We start from the raw sequence: 17,945 nt of genomic DNA on the forward strand, positions 1-17,945 counted from the left end.
CCTATAATCGCCCGATTCCAGATACATCCAGGACCGGGCGATGCTCAACGACATCAAGAACAACGCGCAGACGCGCATGGCCAAGAGCATTGACGCTCTGAAGCACACCCTCACCTCCATCCGGACCGGCCGTGCCACCCCGGCCCTGCTGGACCGCGTGACGGTCAGCGCCTATGGCAACGCCAGCACCCCGCTGAACCAGGTCGCGTCGATCTCCAACGCCGACGCCCACTCGCTGCTGGTCACCCCGTTCGACAAAGGCATGATCAAGGAGATCGAAAAGGGTCTCTACAACGCCGAGTTCACTCCGAACACGCTGGGCACCGCGATCCGCATCAACATGCCGCCGCCGACCGAAGAGCGCCGCAAGGAGCTGGTCAAGCAGGTGCAGAAGGAAGGGGAAGGCGCCAAGATCGCGATCCGCAACATCCGTCAGGACGCGAACAAGGAAATCGCCAAGCTGGTCAAGGACAAAGCGATCAGCGAAGACGAGAAGAAGCGCGGCGAAGACGACATCCAGAAGCTGACCGACGCCAACATCAAGGACGTCGACAAGGTCGTTGCCGACAAGGAAAAAGAACTGCTGTCGGTCTGAAGTCGATGCCTTCAGTCCCGCCTCCGTTGCCTGCCTCCCTGCCCCGCCACATTGCCATCATCATGGATGGCAATGGGCGTTGGGCACAGCAGCGCCGTCGCCCCCGGGTGATCGGCCACCGTGCCGGCGCGCGCGCGGTCAACCGCACCATCGAGCGCTGCCTTGAACTGGGCATTCCGGCGCTGACCCTGTTCGCCTTCTCCAGCGAGAACTGGGGCCGGCCGCAGGAGGAAGTGGACGCGCTGATGAAGCTGTTCCTCGGTGCACTCGACCGCGAAGTGGACGAGCTGCACCGGCGTGGCGTGCGCGTGCGCTTCATCGGCGAACGCGAGCGCTTCGGCGCCGGGCTGGTCAGCCGCATGCAGCTGGCCGAGCAGCGCACCGCCGACAACACCACCCTGACCCTGTCGATCGCTGCCAGCTACGGTGGCCGCCAGGACATCGCCCGCGCCGCGCGCGCCCTGGCCGTCGAAGTGGCGGCCGGTCGCCTGCTGCCCGAGCAGATCGACGAAGCGCTGCTGGGCAGCCAGGTGGCCCTGGCCGACCTGCCGCCGCCGGACCTGTTCATCCGCACCGGCGGCGACACCCGCATCAGCAACTTCCTGCTGTGGCAGCTCGCCTATACCGAACTGTGGTTCACCGAGGCCCTGTGGCCGGACTTCGACGCCGGGCAGCTGCAGCAGGCGCTCGACGCCTATGCCGGTCGCGAGCGTCGTTTCGGCCTGACCAGCGCCCAGATTGCCGCACTGGCCACCGAGACTTCCAGCCCATGACCAAGACCCGAGTCCTTGCCGCGCTGATCATGGCGCCGCTAGCCATTGCGGCGATCCTGCTGCTGCCCACGCAATGGCTGGCCGCCGCCGCCGCCGCCGTGCTGCTGATCGGCCTGTGGGAATGGCTGAAGCTGGCCGGTATCGAAGACACCCTGGCGCGCACCGTGCTGCTGGTGCTGAACCTGCTGCTGATGGTGCTGCTGGTCTGGGCCGATGGCAGCACCCTGGTCCTGTTCCAGATAACCACGCTGGCCGGCGTTGCCTGGTGGCTGGCCGCGCTGCTCTGGTTGCGCTTCTTCAACTTCGGTGCACAGCCGTCGGCACCCTCGCGGATCCTGAAGATGCTGGCCGGTACCCTGGCCATCGTCCCGGCCTGGGCCGCGCTGGTGCTGATCCATGCCGGCGGCGATCCGCCGGGCCAGCAGGGCCACCTGTGGCTGCTGGCTGCTCTGGCGCTGGTGTGGGCGGCCGACTCGGGCGCCTATTTCGCTGGCCGCCATTTCGGCAAGCACAAGCTGGCGCCGCGGATCAGCCCCAACAAGACCTGGGAAGGCCTGTTCGGCGGCCTGCTGGCCGGTGTCGCCGTGGCCCTCGGCCTGGGCTGGCTGACTGGCATCGATGCCGCACACCTGCCCGGCCTGTTGATCACCGCGGTGGTGGCGGTGTTCGCCTCGGTCCTGGGCGACCTGTTCGAGAGCCTGATCAAGCGCCATGCCGGCGCCAAGGACTCAGGCCACCTGATCCCGGGCCACGGTGGCGTGCTCGACCGGGTCGACGGCGTCCTCGCCGCCGTGCCGGTGTTCGCGCTGGGCAAGGAAATCTTCGGGTTCTGACCATGAATGCTGCTGCAGACCTGCGCCGGGTCGCCGTGTTCGGCGCTACCGGCTCGATCGGCGCCTCCACGCTGGACGTGATCGCCCGCCACCCGCACCGCTACCAGGCCACGGTGCTCGCTGCCGGCCGCCAGGTGCAGGCGCTGCTGGCGCTGTGCCGCCAGCACAGACCCGCGCACGCGGTGATCGCCGACGCATCGCTGTTCGCCGAACTGCGTGACGGCCTGCGCGAGGCCGGCCTTGCCACCGAGGCCCATGCCGGCCAGGCCGCGCTGGACCAACTGGCCGCCAGCGATGCCTGCGATACCGTGGTCGCGGCCATCGTCGGCGCGGCCGGCCTGTCCTCGACCCTGGCTGCCGCGGCCGCCGGCAAGCGCATCCTGCTGGCCAACAAGGAATCGCTGGTGCTGGCCGGCGAACTGCTGACCCGGACGGCCGAACGTGCCGGTGCCGAAATCATCCCGATCGACAGCGAGCACAGCGCGATCTTCCAGTGCCTGCGCTCGCGCGATGCCAGTGTCGACGGCGCCGGCGTGCGCCGGATCCTGCTGACCGCCTCCGGCGGCCCGTTCCGTGGCCGCAGCCGCGCCGAACTGGCCCAGGTCACCCCGGCCCAGGCCGTTGCCCACCCCAAGTGGTCGATGGGGCCGAAGATCTCGGTCGATTCGGCGACATTGATGAACAAGGGCCTGGAAGTCATCGAGGCCCACCACCTGTTCGGCGTGCCCGGCGAGCGCATCGAGGTGCTGGTGCACCCGCAGAGCCTGGTCCATTCGCTGGTCGAGTTCGTCGATGGCTCGACCCTGGCCCAGATGGGCCTGCCGGACATGCGCACCACTCTCGCCGTCGGCCTGGGCTGGCCGCAGCGCATCGAATCGGGCGTGGCCGGGCTGGACCTGCTGGTCCAGGGCCGCCTGGATTTCGAGGCCCCGGATACTGACGCCTTCCCCTGCCTGGCGCTGGCCTGGCAGGCCATGCAGGCCGGCGGCACCGCACCGGCGGTGCTGAACGCCGCCAATGAAGAGGCGGTTTCAGCGTTTCTTCAGGGCCGGATCGGTTTCCTGACGATCCCGGAGCTGGTTGCTAACGCTCTTTCAACACTGCCGACCCAGCCAGCCGATACACTGGAGATCCTGTTGTCCGCCGACCAGCGGGCACGCCAGCTCACCCTGAACGCCATCGACGCCGCCTGAACGACCGCCTCGCCCAGCATGACGCCGCCGCCCCTGCCCACCACTGTGAGCCTGCATGACTGACTTCATCGGATCGGTCTGGTGGATGATCGTCAGCCTCGGGCTGCTGGTCACCTTCCACGAGTTCGGGCATTACTGGGTCGGGCGCCTGTGCGGGGTCAAGATCCTGCGTTTCTCGGTCGGCTTCGGCCGGCCGCTGTGGTCGCGCCGCGACAGGCACGGCACCGAGTTCGCCATCGCCGCCATCCCGCTGGGCGGTTACGTGAAGTTCCTCGACGAACGCGAGGTCGAAGTCCACCCGCACGAGCGCGGCCAGGCCTTCAACCACAAAACCGTCTGGCAGCGCATCGCGATCGTTGCCGCCGGCCCGATCGCCAATCTGCTGCTGTGCATCCTGCTGCTGTGGGCGATGTTCGTGATTGGCAAGCAGGATTACTCGCCCACCATCGGCCGTGTCAGCGGCATCGCCGCCAGTGCCGGCCTGGCCAGCGGCGACCGCGTGCTGCGCGTGGACGACCGCCAGGTGGTCACCCTCGGCGAGGCCAGCATGGCGCTGACCGCAGCCGCGATGGACCGCCGCGACGTGAAGCTGGAAGTGCTGGATACGGCCGACCAGGTACGCACGCGCACCCTGCCGCTGTCGCAGCTGCCGGCGGGTTTCGATGAGCGGCGGGTGCCGATCCTGGCTGGCCTGCACTGGCAGTCGTGGCTGCAGCCGGCCCAAGTGGAGTCGCTGACTGCGGACTCCGTGGTGGCAGGGCAACTGCAGCCAGGCGACCTGATCGTGGCCATCGATGGCCAGCGCATCGACAGCGTCGACCAGGTGATCGGCGAGATCCAGGCCCTGGGCCGTGCCGGCGGGCCCGGAATGATCGAGGTCCTGCGTGGCGGCGAGCGCCTGGCGCTGGAAGTCACCCCGCGCCAGGGCAAGGACGGCAAGGGCAATCCGGTCTGGCAGATCGGCGTCGGCTTCCCCACCAGCTACAGCCCCGCCTATGACACCCTGCTGCGCTATGGCCCGCTGGATGCGGTGACCGTGGCGGTGCGCGAGACCGGCCGCCTGGCCGCCGACTCGCTGGGCATGATGGGTCGCATCGTGACCGGCAAGGCCTCGCTGCAGAACGTTTCCGGGCCGGTCACCATCGCCCGCGTGGCCAATGTCTCGGCCAAGCGCGGCCTCGACTGGTTCCTGCAGTTCCTTGCCCTGCTGTCGCTCAGCCTGTGCATCATCAACCTGCTGCCGATCCCGATCTTGGACGGCGGCCACCTGCTGTATTACCTTATCGAGTTGGTCAAGGGCAGCCCGCTGAGCGAGCGTGCCATCGCCGCCGGCCAATACATCGGCCTGGCGTTGCTGGCCGGGCTGATGGGGTTGGCGTTCTACAACGACATCCTCGGCCTGGTCCCGCGATGAACTTTTCCACGTTGTTGCCGTCTACAGCGTCGGCATCCCGCACCAATGAAATCGACCTTCCTACCGGACGTGACATGACGCGACTCCCCAATCGCCGCCTGCTGGCCCTCGCCCTCGCCGCCGTCACCGGCGCTCCCGCCCTGGCCCAGGCAGCCGAGCCCTTCACTGTCAGCGACATCCGCGTCGATGGCCTGCAGCGCATCAGCTCGGGCACGGTGTTCACCTACCTGCCGGTGGAACGCGGCGAGACGATCACCGACAACAAGGTCGGCGAGACGATCCGCGCCCTTTACAAGACCGGCTTCTTCGAAGACGTGCAGCTGGACCGCCAGGGCACGATCCTGGTGGTGACCGTCAAGGAACGCCCGGCGATCAACAAGCTGACCGTGACCGGCAACAAGGACATCAAGTCCGACCAGCTGCTCAAGGGCCTGTCCGACATCGGCCTGACCGAGGGCGGCACCTTCGATCGCCTGAGCCTGGACCGCGTGACCCAGGAACTGCGCCGCCAGTACAACGACCGTGGCAAGTACAACGTCGACATCACCCCGACGGTGAGCCCGCTGGACCGCAACCGCGTGGACATCGCCATCGCCATCAAGGAAGGCAAGGCCGCCAAGATCCGCCACGTCAACCTGGTGGGCACCGAGAAGTTCGAGAGCAAGGACATCCTGGAGACCTGGGAGTCCAAGGAGCACAACTGGGCGTCGTGGTACCGCCGTGACGACCAGTACTCCAAGGAAAAGCTGTCCGGTGACCTGGAAAAGCTCAACTCCTGGTACCTGGATCGCGGCTACGTCGATTTCAGCATCGATTCCACCCAGGTCTCGATCAGCCCCGACAAGCGCGACATGTTCCTGACCGCGGGCGTGACCGAGGGTGCGCAGTACAAGATCTCCGAGATCAAGGTCAGCGGCGACACCATCCTCCCGCAGGAGGACGTCGAGCGCATGGTGATCCAGAAGTCCGGCGACACGTTCTCGCGTGCCCTGCTGGAATTCAGCTCGGACACCATCACCAATTCGCTGTCCAACATCGGCTACGCGTTCGCCAAGGTGAACCCGATCCCGACCACCAACCGCGCCGAGCAGACCGTGGCCATCAACATGCAGGTCGTGCCCGGCCCGCGCGTGTCGGTGCGCCGCATCCTGTTCCGCGGCAACACCCGCACGTCCGATGAAGTGATGCGTCGCGAAATGCGCCAGTTCGAGAACAGCTGGTACTCGCAGGCCGCGATCGACCGCTCCAAGATCCGCCTGCAGCGCCTGGGCTACTTCGAATCGGTGGAAGTGGAGACCCCGGCCGTCAGCGGCAGCAACGACCAGGTCGACGTCGTCTACAACGTCAAGGAAACCACCTCGGGCAGCTTCGTGTTCGGCCTGGGTTACTCGCAGTCCTACGGCATGACCACCTCGGTGCAGCTGTCGCAGAACAACTTCCTCGGTGGCGGCAACCGCGTGTCGGTCGAAGCCTCGCGCAGCAGCTACCTGCAGCGCTACGGTTTCAGCTACACCAACCCGTACTTCACCGATGACGGCGTGTCGCTGGGCTACAACCTGTCCTGGCGCGAACTGGATTACTCCGACTTCAACACCGCGCAGTACAACAGCACCAACGGTGCCGCGCAGGTGGTGTTCGGCGTGCCGCTGACCGAGACCGACACCGTCTCGCTGATGTTCGGCATCGACAGCAACCAGATCACCACCTACGAAGGCTCGACCCCGCAGTCGATCATCGACTACATCAACGCCGTCGGTAAGCGCACCTTCCATGCCTGGCGCACCGAGCTGGGCTGGGCGCGCGACTCGCGCAACGACTACTTCATGCCGACCCGCGGTACCTACCAGCGCGTGGGCCTGGAAACCACGCTGCCGGGTTCGACCATCGAGTACTACAAGCTGAACTACCAGATCAGCAAGTACTGGCCGATCATGCCGTCGCTGGTGATCAACACCCGCGCCGAAATCGGCTACGGTGATGCCTACGGCAAGGACTACACCCGTACGCTGACCAATCCGGATGGCACCACCCGCACCGTCACCGCCAGCGGCCTGCCGTTCTTCGAGAACTTCTACGCCGGTGGTACCAACTCGGTACGCGGCTTCGAGGACAACACCCTCGGCCCGCGCGAAGTTACCCGCGGCTACCCAGAAGGCCAGCCGCTGGGTGGCTCGCTGAAGACCGTCGGTTCGGTGGAAGCCTACTTCCCGCGCCTGTTCGACAGCCCGTCGGCGCGCGTGTCGGCCTTCGTCGACTTCGGCAACGTGTATACCGGCGTGGACAACTTCAAGGCCAACGAGCTGCGCGTATCCACCGGTGTGGCCCTGCTGTGGCGCGCCCCGGTCGGCCCGATCTCGATCAGCTACGCCTTCCCGCTGAAGAAGGAAGACGATGACAAGATCGAACGCCTGCAATTCACGTTCGGTGGGCAGTTCTGACGAACCGCGAGGCGGTTCGCCAGAACTGCCCCCGCATTCCACCTATCCCCCGCGCCGCTACGCATGCCATCCATGGCATGCGCCCTTCGGGCCGTTGCATAGCAACGTTGGGAATCGCTCCTGCGATTCCCAGGGGCGCGCCCCCCCTTAACAAAGGGGGCTCTCCACCAGACGGGGTGCGAAGCGCCGGGCTCTGCCCGGCGTTTTCGTTTGGCCTGGATGCCGGAAGCGCCCGCTCTGCTTTTGATCTTTTCTGTTTTTCCGTGGCTGGCACTCGCGCCAGGCCGTCGGAGGTCGGACGGGGTGGGGCTGCGGGGGTGTGAGCCGCATGGATGCGGCGACCAAGGCTACATGGACGTACTTGCGCCGCCCCCCGCAGCCCCGCCCCGTCCGACCCAGCCCATGACACTGGCTCTGCCGGCCGTGAGGGGCCCTGCCGTTGGCTGCATATGCCCCCCCGCATGACCGAAATGGCGTCACACGTTAAACTCCCGCCGTGAATACTCCCACCTACACCGCCCAGCAACTCGCCGAGCAGTTCGGCCTGCAGGTCCATGGCGATCCCGCTACCGCCATCCATGGCGTGGCTACCCTCGCCCATGCCGGTCCTGGCCAGCTGACCTTCCTTGCCAACCCCCGCTATCGCGTCCAGCTGGCCGACAGCCGGGCTTCGCTGGTGGTCCTGCGTGCCGATGACGTCGAGGCCGCCCCCGGCGCCGCGCTCGTCGCCAAGGACCCGTACACCGCATTCGCCAAGATTGCCGCGCTGTTCGACATCGCGCCGACCCGCCCGCCGGGCATCCATCCCAGCGCAGTGATCGATCCCAGCGCCCAGGTCGCCGCCAGCGCCCATATCGGCCCGTTCGTCACGGTCGGTGCGCGCAGCGTCGTCGGTGAGAACTGCATCATCGGCACCGGCAGCGTGATCGGCGAGGACTGCAGCCTGGATACCGGCTGTGAGCTGATCGCCCGCGTGACCCTGGTCACCCGGGTCACGCTGGGCAAGCGCGTGCGCGTGCATCCCGGTGCCGTACTCGGCGCCGATGGCTTCGGCCTGGCGATGGACGCTGGCAAGTGGATCAAGGTGCCGCAGCTCGGCGGTGTCCGCATCGGCGATGATTGCGAGATCGGCGCCAATACCTGTGTTGATCGTGGCGCGCTGGAAGACACCGTCCTTGCCGAGGATGTTCGCCTGGACAACCTGGTGCAGATTGCCCACAACGTGCAGATCGGCGCGCACTCGGCCATTGCCGGCTGCACCGGCATCGCCGGCAGCGCCAAGATCGGCCGCTACTGCCTCCTCGGCGGCCACGTTGGCGTGGTCGGCCACCTCGAGATCTGCGACAAGGTCGTGATCACCGGCAAGTCGGTGGTCCGCAACTCCATCCATGAGCCGGGCGAGTATTCGTCCGGCACCCCATTGACCGACAACCGCACGTGGCGCAAGAACGCCGCGCGCTTCAAGCAGCTGGACGCATTGGCTCGCCGCGTTCTGGCTGCTGGCAAGGAGAAAGAATGAACGATTCGCTGCAGCTTCCGATCGACGTCTGCCAGATCCAGGAACTGCTTCCGCACCGCTACCCGTTCCTGCTGGTGGACCGGGTGCTTGAACTCGACGTCGAGGCCAAGCGGATCCTGGCGCAGAAGAACGTCAGCATCAACGAGCCGTTCTTCCAGGGCCACTTCCCGGGCCGCCCGATCATGCCCGGGGTGCTGATCATCGAAGCGCTGGCGCAGGCTGGCGGTGTCATGACCCAGCTCACGCTCGGCCGCGATGCGCAGTCCAAGCTGTTCTACATGGTCAAGGTGGAAAGCGCTCGCTTCAACAAGCAGGTCGTGCCCGGTGACGTGCTGATGCTGGACGTGCAGATGAAGCGCCTGATCCGCAACATGGGCTGGTACTACGGCGAAGCCAAGGTCAACGGCGAAGTCGTCGCGTCGGCCGAGGTCATGTGTGCCGGCGCCAAGGGCTGATCCACTGGAGGCAGCAATGACTGACAACGCACCGCGGATCCACCCCACCGCCGTCATCGACCCGGCCGCACGCCTGGCTGACGATGTCCAGGTGGGCGCCTTCACCCTGATCGGCCCCGACGTTGAAATCGGTGCCGGCACGGTGGTGGGCCCCCATTGCAGCATCCACGGCCCGACCCGGATCGGCCGCGACAACCGCTTCGTCGGCCATGCCGCGATCGGTGGCGAGCCGCAGGACAAGAAGTTCGGCGGCGAGCGCACCGAACTGGTGATCGGCGATCGCAACGTGTTCCGCGAGTTCGTCACGCTCAACCGTGGCACCGGCGGCGGCGGCGGCATCACCACCATCGGCAACGACAACTGGATGCTGGCCTACACGCACGTGGCACACGACTGCCATGTCGGCAACTTCTGCGTGTTCTCCAACAACACCACTCTGGCTGGCCACGTGACCGTGGGCGACTACGTGATCATCAGCGGCTTCGCCGGTGCCCACCAGTTCTGCCGCATCGGCGCGCATGCCTTCCTCGGCATGGGCGCGCTGACCAATGGTGACGTACCGCCGTTCACCATGGTCGGCACCGATTCGCTGGGACGCCCGCGTGGCATCAACAGCGAAGGCCTGAAGCGGCGCGGCTTTGACGCTGACCGCATTTCGGCCATCAAGCGTGCGTACCGCACGCTGTACGTCGCGGGCCTGCCGCTGGCAGAGGCCAAGGTGCAGCTGACCGAACAGGCGCGTGACAGCGACGACGTGAAGGCGATGCTGGACTTCATCGAGCACGCCGAGAGGCCCCTGCTGCGATGAGCAGCTCGACCGGCCAGGCGCCGGCCGGCGTCGCGGTGATCCCGCTGGCCTCGATGGCCGGCAGCGTTCCCGCGCAGCGGGTGCTCAGCGAGCGCCCGTTGCGGATCGCGCTGGTTGCCGGCGAAGCCTCCGGCGACCTGCTCGGTGCGGGCCTGGTGCGTGAACTGAAGGCACGCTTCCCGAATGCCGAGTTCGCCGGTATCGGCGGCGATGCCATGCGCAGCGCCGGCTGCCAGACCTGGCACGATGCCAGCGAGCTGGCGGTGATGGGCCTGACCGAAGTGCTGCGCCACCTGCCGCGCCTGCTCAAGCTGCGCTCGGCGTTCCGCCAGCGTGCGCTGGACTGGCAGCCGGACGTGTTCATCGGCATCGACGCCCCCGACTTCAACCTGGGCATCGAGCGCTGGCTGAAGCAGCGTGGCGTGCGCACCGTGCATTACGTCAGCCCGTCGGTCTGGGCCTGGCGCGAAAAGCGCGCCGAGAAAATCGGCAGCAGCGCCGACCTGGTGCTGTGCCTGTTCCCGATGGAGCCGCCGATCTATGCCCGGCACGGCATCGACGCGCGCTTCGTCGGCCACCCGATGGCCGATGACATTCCGCTGCAGGGCAACCGCGAGGAAGCACGCGCCGCGCTCGGCCTGCCGGCCTCGGCCAAGGTGCTGGCGGTGTTGCCGGGCAGCCGCCTCGGCGAGATCTCGCGCCTGGGCGAACCGTTCTTCGAAGCCGCCTGGCAGGTCTCCGAACGCATTCCGGGCCTGCATGTGGTGGTGCCTGCCGCCAACCCGGCCTGCAGGCAGCTGATCGAAGAACAGCTGTCGCGCTCGGCGCTGCCGGTGGCCTACTCGCACGTGCTTGACGGCCAGGCGCGCAACGCGATGATCGCCGCCGACGTGGTGGTGCTGGCCTCCGGCACCGCGACCCTGGAAGCCATGCTGGTGAAGCGGCCGATGGTGGTCGGTTACCGCGTCAACGAACTGACCTATCGACTGGTCAAGGCGCTTGGCCTGATCAAGGTCGACCGCTTCGCCCTGCCCAACATCCTGGCCGGCCAGGACCTAGCACCGGAGCTGATGCAGCACGACTGCACGCCGGACAGGCTGGCCGCGGCCATCCAGCAGTGGTTCGACCACCCGCAGCGGGTGATCGACCTGCAGGACACTTATGTGCGCCTGCACGAGCGACTGCGACGCAACGCCTCGGCGCGTGCCGCCGATGCCGTCGGCGAGCTGCTGATGCGCGACCAGGCGCAGGCATGAGCCGCCGCCACGCCGCAGCAGCAAGCCTGGCCCTGTTCGACGGTACGGCAGTGGTCGAGCCGGAGCGCCTGGTCGCCGGTGTCGACGAGGCCGGGCGTGGCCCGCTGGCCGGGCCGGTGGCGGTGGCGGCGGTGGTATTCGATCCGTCACGGCCACGGATCAACGGCCTGGATGATTCCAAGCAGTTGACCGCTGCCCGCCGCGAGCAGCTGCATGACCGCATCGTCGAGCGCGCCCTGGCCTGGCATGTGGTGCTGGTGGACGTGGACACCATCGACCGCCTGAACATCTACCAGGCCACCCTGCAGGGCATGCGTGACGTCGTTGCAGCGGTCGCCCACGTGGCCGGCTTCGCCCGCATCGACGGCAACGTGGTGCCCAAGGGCCTGGTACTGCCGGCGCAGGCGCTGGTCGGCGGCGATGGCATCGACCGCGCGATCATGGCCGCCTCGATCCTGGCCAAGGTCTCGCGCGATCGCTACATGCAGGACGTGCACGCCCGCCACCCCCAGTATGGGTTCGAGCAGCACAAGGGCTATGGCACTCCGGCCCACCTGGCCGCCCTGCGCGAGCACGGCCCCTGCGTGGAGCACCGGCGCAGCTTCGCCCCGGTGCGCGAGTGCCTGGAAGCGCCGGCTGTCGCGGCCATCGCCTGAGCCTGCTGGCGTTGTAGCGCCGAGCTCATGCTCGGCAGCTGTGGACAGCCGAGCATGGGCTCGGCGCTACAGAAGGCGGCCTCCCGCACGCCTGAATCCGGCGCCACGCCGTGCCCCTGTCAAGCCTTGTGGCAACCCCCTGCCCTCGCTACCCTGACCGGGCATTCCAGCGCTTCCCGACCCCGGCGACGAACCTCCGTCAGCACCCGGGGCCCGCGCGCTCCAACCTGGTCCGGCATGTCCAACTCCCGCTTCGTACATCTCCACGTCCACACCGAGTTCTCGCTGGCGGACTCGACCATCCGCGTGCCGGCCAAGCCGGACCAGGCGGACCCGAAGAAGGCCAAGCAGGCCAACCTGCTGTCGCGCTCGGTGGAGCTCGGCCTGCCCGCGCTGGCGGTGACCGATCTCAACAACCTGTTCGCCCTGGTCAAGTTCTACAAGGCCGCCGAAGGCGTGGGCATCAAGCCGATCGCCGGTGCCGACGTGCTGATCGCCGAGGAAGGCCAGGACCCGTGGCGGATGACCCTGCTGTGCCGCGACCGCGAGGGCTACCTGAGCCTGTCGCGGTTGCTGACCCGCGCCTGGATGGAAGGCCATCGCCCGGAAGGCGGTGTGGCCATCCACCCGGACTGGCTGAAGGCCGGCAACGCCAACCTGTTCGCGCTGGCCGGACGGCAGAGCCTGGCCGGGCGCCTGGCACTGGACGGCAAGCATGAACTGGCCGAGCAGCAGCTGGCCGACTGGCAGCGCGTGTTCGGCGATGGCCTGCACCTGGAGCTGACCCGTACCGGCCGCGAGGGCGAGGAAACCTTCAACCAGTTCGCGCTGATGGCCGCTGGCCAGCGCGGCCTGCCGGTGGTGGCCAGCAACGACGTGCGCTTCCTGTCGCCGTCGGATTTCAGCGCGCACGAAGCGCGCGTGTGCATTTCCACCGGCCGCGTGCTGGACGATCCCAAGCGCCCGCGCGAGTACAGCGACCAGCAGTACCTGAAGTCGGCCGAGGAGATGTGCGCGCTGTTCGCCGACATCCCCGATGCGATCGACAACACGCTGGCGCTGGCCGAGCGCTGCAACATCGAGATGCGGCTGGGCACCTACTTCCTGCCCAACTACCCGGTGCCCGACGACGAGACCCTGGACACCTGGATCCAGAAGATGTCGCGCGATGGCCTGGAAGAGCGCCTGGAGAAGAATCCGCTGGCGCCGGGCAAGACCCGTGAGGAGTACTTCGAGCGCCTGGAGTTCGAGCTCAACACCATCATCAAGATGGGCTTCCCCGGCTACTTCCTGATCGTGGCCGACTTCATCCAGTGGGGCAAGAACCAGGGCATCCCGATCGGTCCCGGCCGTGGTTCGGGTGCCGGCTCGCTGGTGGCGTGGGCGCTGAAGATCACCGACCTGGACCCGCTGCCGTACAACCTGCTGTTCGAGCGATTCCTGAACCCGGAACGCGTGTCGATGCCCGACTTCGACATCGACTTCTGCATGGACCGCCGCGACGAGGTGATCGACTACGTCGCGCGCAAGTACGGGCGCGAGCGCGTCAGCCAGATCATCACCTACGGCACCATGGCCGCAAAGGCGGTGGTGCGCGACTCCGGCCGCGTGCTCGGCTTCCCGTATGGCCTGGTCGACGGTGTTTCCAAGCTGATTCCCAACATCCTGGGCATCCACCTGAAGGATGCGCTGGGCAAGGGCAAGGAAGGCCCCAGTTCGGAAATGGCGTCGCCGGAACTGATCCAGCGCTATGAGACCGAGGACGATGTCCGCGACCTGATCGACCTGGCGCTGCAGCTGGAAGACCTGACCCGCAACGCCGGCAAGCATGCCGGCGGCGTGGTGATCGGGCCCGAGCCGCTGAGCGAGTTCTGCCCGCTGTACGCCGAACACGACGAGAACGGCCTGGGCAAGAACCCGGTCACCCAGTTCGACAAGAACGACGTGGAAGAAGTGGGCCTGGTGAAGTTCGACTTCCTCGGCCTGCGCACGCTGACCATCATCGACTGGGCGGTGAAGGCGATCAACAAGCGACACGAACGCGCGGGCATTCCGCCGGTCGACATTGCCGCGATCCCGCTCGACGATGCGCCCACCTACAAGGACATCTTCGCCAATGGCAACACCGGCGCGGTGTTCCAGTTCGAATCCTCGGGCATGCGCCGCCTGCTGAAGGACGCGCGCCCCGACCGCTTCGAAGACCTGATCGCGCTGGTGTCGCTGTATCGCCCCGGCCCGATGGACCTGATTCCCTCCTTCAACGCGCGCAAGCACGGCCAGGAAGAGATCATCTATCCCGATCCGCGCACCGAAGCGATCCTGAAGGACACCTACGGCATCATGGTGTACCAGGAGCAGGTGATGCAGATGGCGCAGATCGTCGGCGGCTACTCGCTGGGCGGCGCTGACCTGCTGCGACGCGCGATGGGCAAGAAGGTGCCGGCGGAAATGGCCAAGCACCGCGAGATCTTCCGCGAAGGCGCAGCCAAGGGCGGCGTCGACGGCCCCAAGGCCGACGAAATCTTCGACCTGATGGAGAAGTTCGCCGGCTATGGCTTCAACAAGTCGCACGCCGCTGCATACGCACTGGTCAGCTACCAGACCGCCTGGCTGAAGCGCCATTACCCGGCCGAGTTCATGGCGGCCACGCTGTCTTCAGACCTGGACAACACCGACAAGGTGGTCGGCTTCCTCGACGAGGTGCGCAACCTCGGCCTGACCGTGCTGCCGCCGAAGGTGAACCAGTCGGCCTTCATGTTCGAAGCGGTCACACCGGACACGATCCAGTACGGCCTGGGCGCGATCAAGGGCGTCGGCCAGGGCGCCTGCGAAGCGGTGGTCGAGGAACGACTGAAGGGCGGACCGTTCAAGGATCTGCTGGACTTCTGCACCCGCGTCGGCTCGGCCAAGCTCAACCGGCGCACGCTGGAAGCGATGATCAACTGTGGCGCGCTCGATGAGCTCGGCCGCAACCGTGCCTCGCTGATGCTGCAGCTGCCGGAAGTGATCAAGGCCACCGACCAGATGGCACGCGAGCGTGCGTCCGGGCAGAATTCGCTGTTTGGCGGGCCCGATCCGAGCACCGTGTCGATCCAGCTGGACCTGCCCGAGGCCGAAGAATGGCCGCTGCTGCAGCGCCTCAACGGCGAGCGCGACACGCTGGGCTTCTACCTCAGCGGCCACCCGTTCGATCCCTGGCGCGACGATGTGCGCGACCTGGTCGGCAACGACCTGGGTTCGGTGGAGAAGATCTGGAGCGCCAACAGCGGCGGCGGCGGCGGTGGCGGCGAGAAGCGCTGGCGCCCGGAAGTGCAGACCGTGCTGGCCGGCCAGGTGGTCGGCGTGCGCCGCAAGGGTGAGAGCCAGATCTTCATCCAGCTGGAGGACGGTCGCGGCCGCGTGGAGTGCAGCGCGTTCTCCGATGCGATGGCCGAGTTCGGCCACCTGATGACCAAGGACCGCATCCTGGTGGTCAAGGGCGGCCTCCGCGAGGACGAATTCAACGGCGGCTACGCACTGCGCATCCGCCAGTGCTGGGACTTCGACGAAGTCTGCGCCAACTACGCCACGCGGCTGTCGTTGCGCCTGGACCTGCGCCAGCAGCGCCCGGTCTGGGAGCGCATCAATGCCCTGCTCGACCGCCATCGCCCGGGGCGGACGCCGTTGCGCCTGGACCTGCTGCTGAAGGGCCCGCACGGCGGTGTCGCCGGCATGCTGGATGTCTCCGGGCAGAGCGCAGTGCGCATCGATTCCAAGCTGATGGAGGCGCTGCGCGCCGACCCCGCCGTACGTACGCTGAAGGTGCGCTACAGCCCGCCGTGGGCCAGCTGAGGCTGGCTGCTTCGTGTTCCTGTTTTCCCGTTCCAGTCATCAAGGACGATCGCCAATGAAGACCCTGCTGTTCCCGTTCGTTGCCGCACTGGCGCTGGCCGCCTGCTCGCCGTCGAAGATCGAGTTCCAGATCGACAACCCGACCGACACGCCGCTGGCGCTGAGCATCGACGGCCAGGACCTGCCGGTGGCCGCGCACGGCTCGCGCCCGGTCTCGCTGGCCGTTGGCGAGCATCGCCTGCATACCGACACGCTCGGCGACGTGCGCTTCATCGTCTACGTCGACGGTCGTGGCGGCCTGATCAACCCGACCCTGAGCGAATACGTGATCGCACGCGAGGTCTACGTCACCGACGAGAGCAAGCTGAAGAACTTCGGCACCGGCAAGGCCGGCATCGAGCTGGGCGGCGTCGACTTCGAGGGCCCCTTCGAGAAGCACCACGACCTGTTCATCGACAAGACCTGGACCTACGGCGTGCGCGAACCGTTCCCGAAGGAAAAGGTGGTCGCCCACGTCGATTCCAGTGGTGGCCAGATCATCGCCAAGGTGTTCACGGCACCGGATTTCATCGCCTACGTCGAGGAAGGCATGGGCGAGCCGGGCGCGTTCAAGCGCGAACAGCCGGCCGGCTACGTGGCCCCGGCATACAGCCTTGAACCGGCACCGGCCAGCCTGCCGGCGCTGGCACCGGCCTTCGAGGCGCATGCCGCGCCGCTTCGCGAGGTCTACGCGCGATGGCTGAAGGCCACCACCGCCGATGAACAGAAGGCCCTGCGCAAGCAGGACTTCGCTGCGCAGATGGCCTTCACCTCGGCCACTGCCACCCTGGGCAGCGGCCTGGGCCGGGAGGCCAACGAGGCCTACAACGACTTCGTTTCCCAGCGCAGCCAGTTGATGGGCCGCAGCGCCCTGGTGGTGCCCTGAGCTGACTGGCGCCGCCTGCCCGGCTGCGCTACCGTCGCCTTCCAGACGAAGGCGTACGGGTGGTTTGCACGCATTCGGCTAGAATTGCCCCCTTCTTTACACGACGGCTTCCGATGAATCCGAACTACCTCGACTTCGAGCAACCCATCGCCGACCTGGAAGCCAAGATCCAGGAACTGCGCAACGCCAGTGCCGGGCCGGCGGTCAATGTCGAGGCGGAAGTGCACGCGCTGCAGGACAAGCTGCGCATGCGCACCGCGCAGATCTTCCGCAACCTGACCTCGTGGCAGGTGCTGCAGCTGGCCCGGCACCCGTCGCGTCCGTACACCGCCGACTACATCCGCGTCATGTTCGATGAGTTCCAGGAGCTGGCCGGTGACCGCGCCTTCGCCGACGACAAGGCGATCATGGGCGGCCTGGCCCGCATCAATGGCCGCGCGGTAATGGTGATCGGCCACCAGAAGGGTCGCGACACCAAGGAAAAGATCAAGCGCAACTTCGGCATGCCCAAGCCGGAGGGCTACCGCAAGGCGCTGCGCCTGATGAAGATGGCCGAGCGCTTCGGCCTGCCGGTGCTGACCCTGATCGACACCGCCGGTGCCTGGCCGGGTATCGACGCCGAATCGCGCGGCCAGTCCGAAGCGATCGCGCGCAACCTGATCGAGATGGCCGAGCTGAAGGTGCCGATCATCTGCACCGTGATCGGTGAAGGCGGCTCCGGCGGCGCGCTGGCGCTGGGCGTGGGCGACCGCACCGTGATGCTGGAATACGCGGTGTACTCGACCATCACCCCGGAAGGCTGCGCCTCGATCCTGTGGAAGGACGCCAGCAAGGCCAAGGAAGCCGCCGAGCAGCTGGGCCTGACCGCGCCGCGCCTGAAGAGCCTGGGCCTGGTCGACAAGGTCGTGCGCGAGCCCACCGGCGGCGCCCACCGCAACCCGACCCAGATGGCCAAGCGCCTGAAGGCCGTGCTGCTGAACGAACTGGACGCGCTGGACAAGCTGTCCACCGAACAGCTGCTGGAGCAGCGCTACACCCGCCTGCGCAGCTACGGCACGTACGAAGCGGCCTGATTCATCGGCTTGTTACTTTCTTGCTCGTGCAAGAAAGTAACCAAAGAACACGCCGCCGAACGCGAACCGGTGCTATGTACCGGTTCCCTGCGCTTCTCGGTGAATCAGGGGACGGCGCCGAACTCGCTGCGCTCAGACATCGGCACCTCTTCGCCCCTGGTTCACCTGCGATGCTC

14 protein-coding genes are annotated in these 17,945 nt (G+C 67.0%); all 14 read left to right on the forward strand.

Annotation, left to right across the window (positions count from 1 at the left end):
* Positions 1-40: 40 nt before the first annotated feature.
* The 14 genes from frr to ACM0PB_RS08910 all read left to right on the forward strand — a co-directional run bounded on the left by frr (position 41) and on the right by ACM0PB_RS08910 (position 17,769).
* Complete coding sequence (gene frr / locus ACM0PB_RS08845) at positions 41-595, forward strand: ribosome recycling factor (RefSeq protein WP_005415853.1); 555 nt, start codon at positions 41-43, stop codon at positions 593-595.
* A 5-nt stretch (positions 596-600) separates the two neighbouring features.
* The gene (gene uppS, locus ACM0PB_RS08850) at positions 601-1,368 is read left to right on the forward strand and encodes a polyprenyl diphosphate synthase (RefSeq protein WP_032954050.1); all 768 of its coding nucleotides are present in this window, start codon (positions 601-603) and stop codon (positions 1,366-1,368) included.
* Positions 1,365-2,201, forward strand: coding sequence for a phosphatidate cytidylyltransferase (locus tag ACM0PB_RS08855; RefSeq protein WP_139726932.1), 837 nt, complete (start codon positions 1,365-1,367; stop codon positions 2,199-2,201). The genes uppS and ACM0PB_RS08855 overlap by 4 nt, the downstream gene beginning before the upstream one ends.
* Before the next feature lie 2 nt (positions 2,202-2,203).
* Positions 2,204-3,394, forward strand: a complete 1,191-nt coding sequence (locus ACM0PB_RS08860; RefSeq protein ID WP_164229798.1) for a 1-deoxy-D-xylulose-5-phosphate reductoisomerase — start codon at positions 2,204-2,206, stop codon at positions 3,392-3,394.
* A 55-nt stretch (positions 3,395-3,449) separates the two neighbouring features.
* Positions 3,450-4,808, forward strand: a complete 1,359-nt coding sequence (rseP, locus tag ACM0PB_RS08865; RefSeq protein ID WP_061480177.1) for an RIP metalloprotease RseP — start codon at positions 3,450-3,452, stop codon at positions 4,806-4,808.
* A 74-nt stretch (positions 4,809-4,882) separates the two neighbouring features.
* Complete coding sequence (gene bamA, locus ACM0PB_RS08870) at positions 4,883-7,246, forward strand: outer membrane protein assembly factor BamA (RefSeq protein WP_065177435.1); 2,364 nt, start codon at positions 4,883-4,885, stop codon at positions 7,244-7,246.
* Positions 7,247-7,742: 496 nt separating this feature from the next.
* Positions 7,743-8,765, forward strand: coding sequence for a UDP-3-O-(3-hydroxymyristoyl)glucosamine N-acyltransferase (gene lpxD, locus ACM0PB_RS08875; RefSeq protein ID WP_065186372.1), 1,023 nt, complete (start codon positions 7,743-7,745; stop codon positions 8,763-8,765).
* Complete coding sequence (gene fabZ, locus ACM0PB_RS08880; RefSeq protein WP_414604699.1) at positions 8,762-9,220, forward strand: 3-hydroxyacyl-ACP dehydratase FabZ; 459 nt, start codon at positions 8,762-8,764, stop codon at positions 9,218-9,220. The genes lpxD and fabZ overlap by 4 nt, the downstream gene beginning before the upstream one ends.
* 16 nt (positions 9,221-9,236) lie before the next feature.
* Complete coding sequence (gene lpxA / locus ACM0PB_RS08885; RefSeq protein WP_005415844.1) at positions 9,237-10,028, forward strand: acyl-ACP--UDP-N-acetylglucosamine O-acyltransferase; 792 nt, start codon at positions 9,237-9,239, stop codon at positions 10,026-10,028.
* A gap of 53 nt (positions 10,029-10,081) precedes the next feature.
* A complete protein-coding gene (gene lpxB / locus ACM0PB_RS08890; RefSeq protein WP_231109109.1) occupies positions 10,082-11,284 on the forward strand; it encodes a lipid-A-disaccharide synthase in 1,203 nt (400 codons plus the stop codon).
* Positions 11,281-11,940 carry a ribonuclease HII gene (rnhB, locus tag ACM0PB_RS08895; RefSeq protein ID WP_005415842.1) on the forward strand — a complete coding sequence of 220 codons (660 nt, stop codon included), beginning with the start codon at positions 11,281-11,283 and terminating at the stop codon, positions 11,938-11,940. The genes lpxB and rnhB overlap by 4 nt, the downstream gene beginning before the upstream one ends.
* Positions 11,941-12,177: 237 nt before the next feature.
* Positions 12,178-15,771: a DNA polymerase III subunit alpha gene (dnaE, locus tag ACM0PB_RS08900; RefSeq protein WP_065177437.1), complete on the forward strand. Its 3,594-nt coding sequence runs from the start codon at positions 12,178-12,180 to the stop codon at positions 15,769-15,771.
* Between the two features lie 55 nt (positions 15,772-15,826).
* Positions 15,827-16,696, forward strand: coding sequence for a YajG family lipoprotein (locus ACM0PB_RS08905; protein ID WP_164093199.1), 870 nt, complete (start codon positions 15,827-15,829; stop codon positions 16,694-16,696).
* A 113-nt stretch (positions 16,697-16,809) separates the two neighbouring features.
* Complete coding sequence (locus ACM0PB_RS08910; protein WP_065177439.1) at positions 16,810-17,769, forward strand: acetyl-CoA carboxylase carboxyltransferase subunit alpha; 960 nt, start codon at positions 16,810-16,812, stop codon at positions 17,767-17,769.
* Positions 17,770-17,945 lie beyond the last annotated feature (176 nt).

It is taken from the genome of Stenotrophomonas sp. AR029, assembly GCF_047520695.2.
Lineage (GTDB): Bacteria > Pseudomonadota > Gammaproteobacteria > Xanthomonadales > Xanthomonadaceae > Stenotrophomonas > Stenotrophomonas sepilia.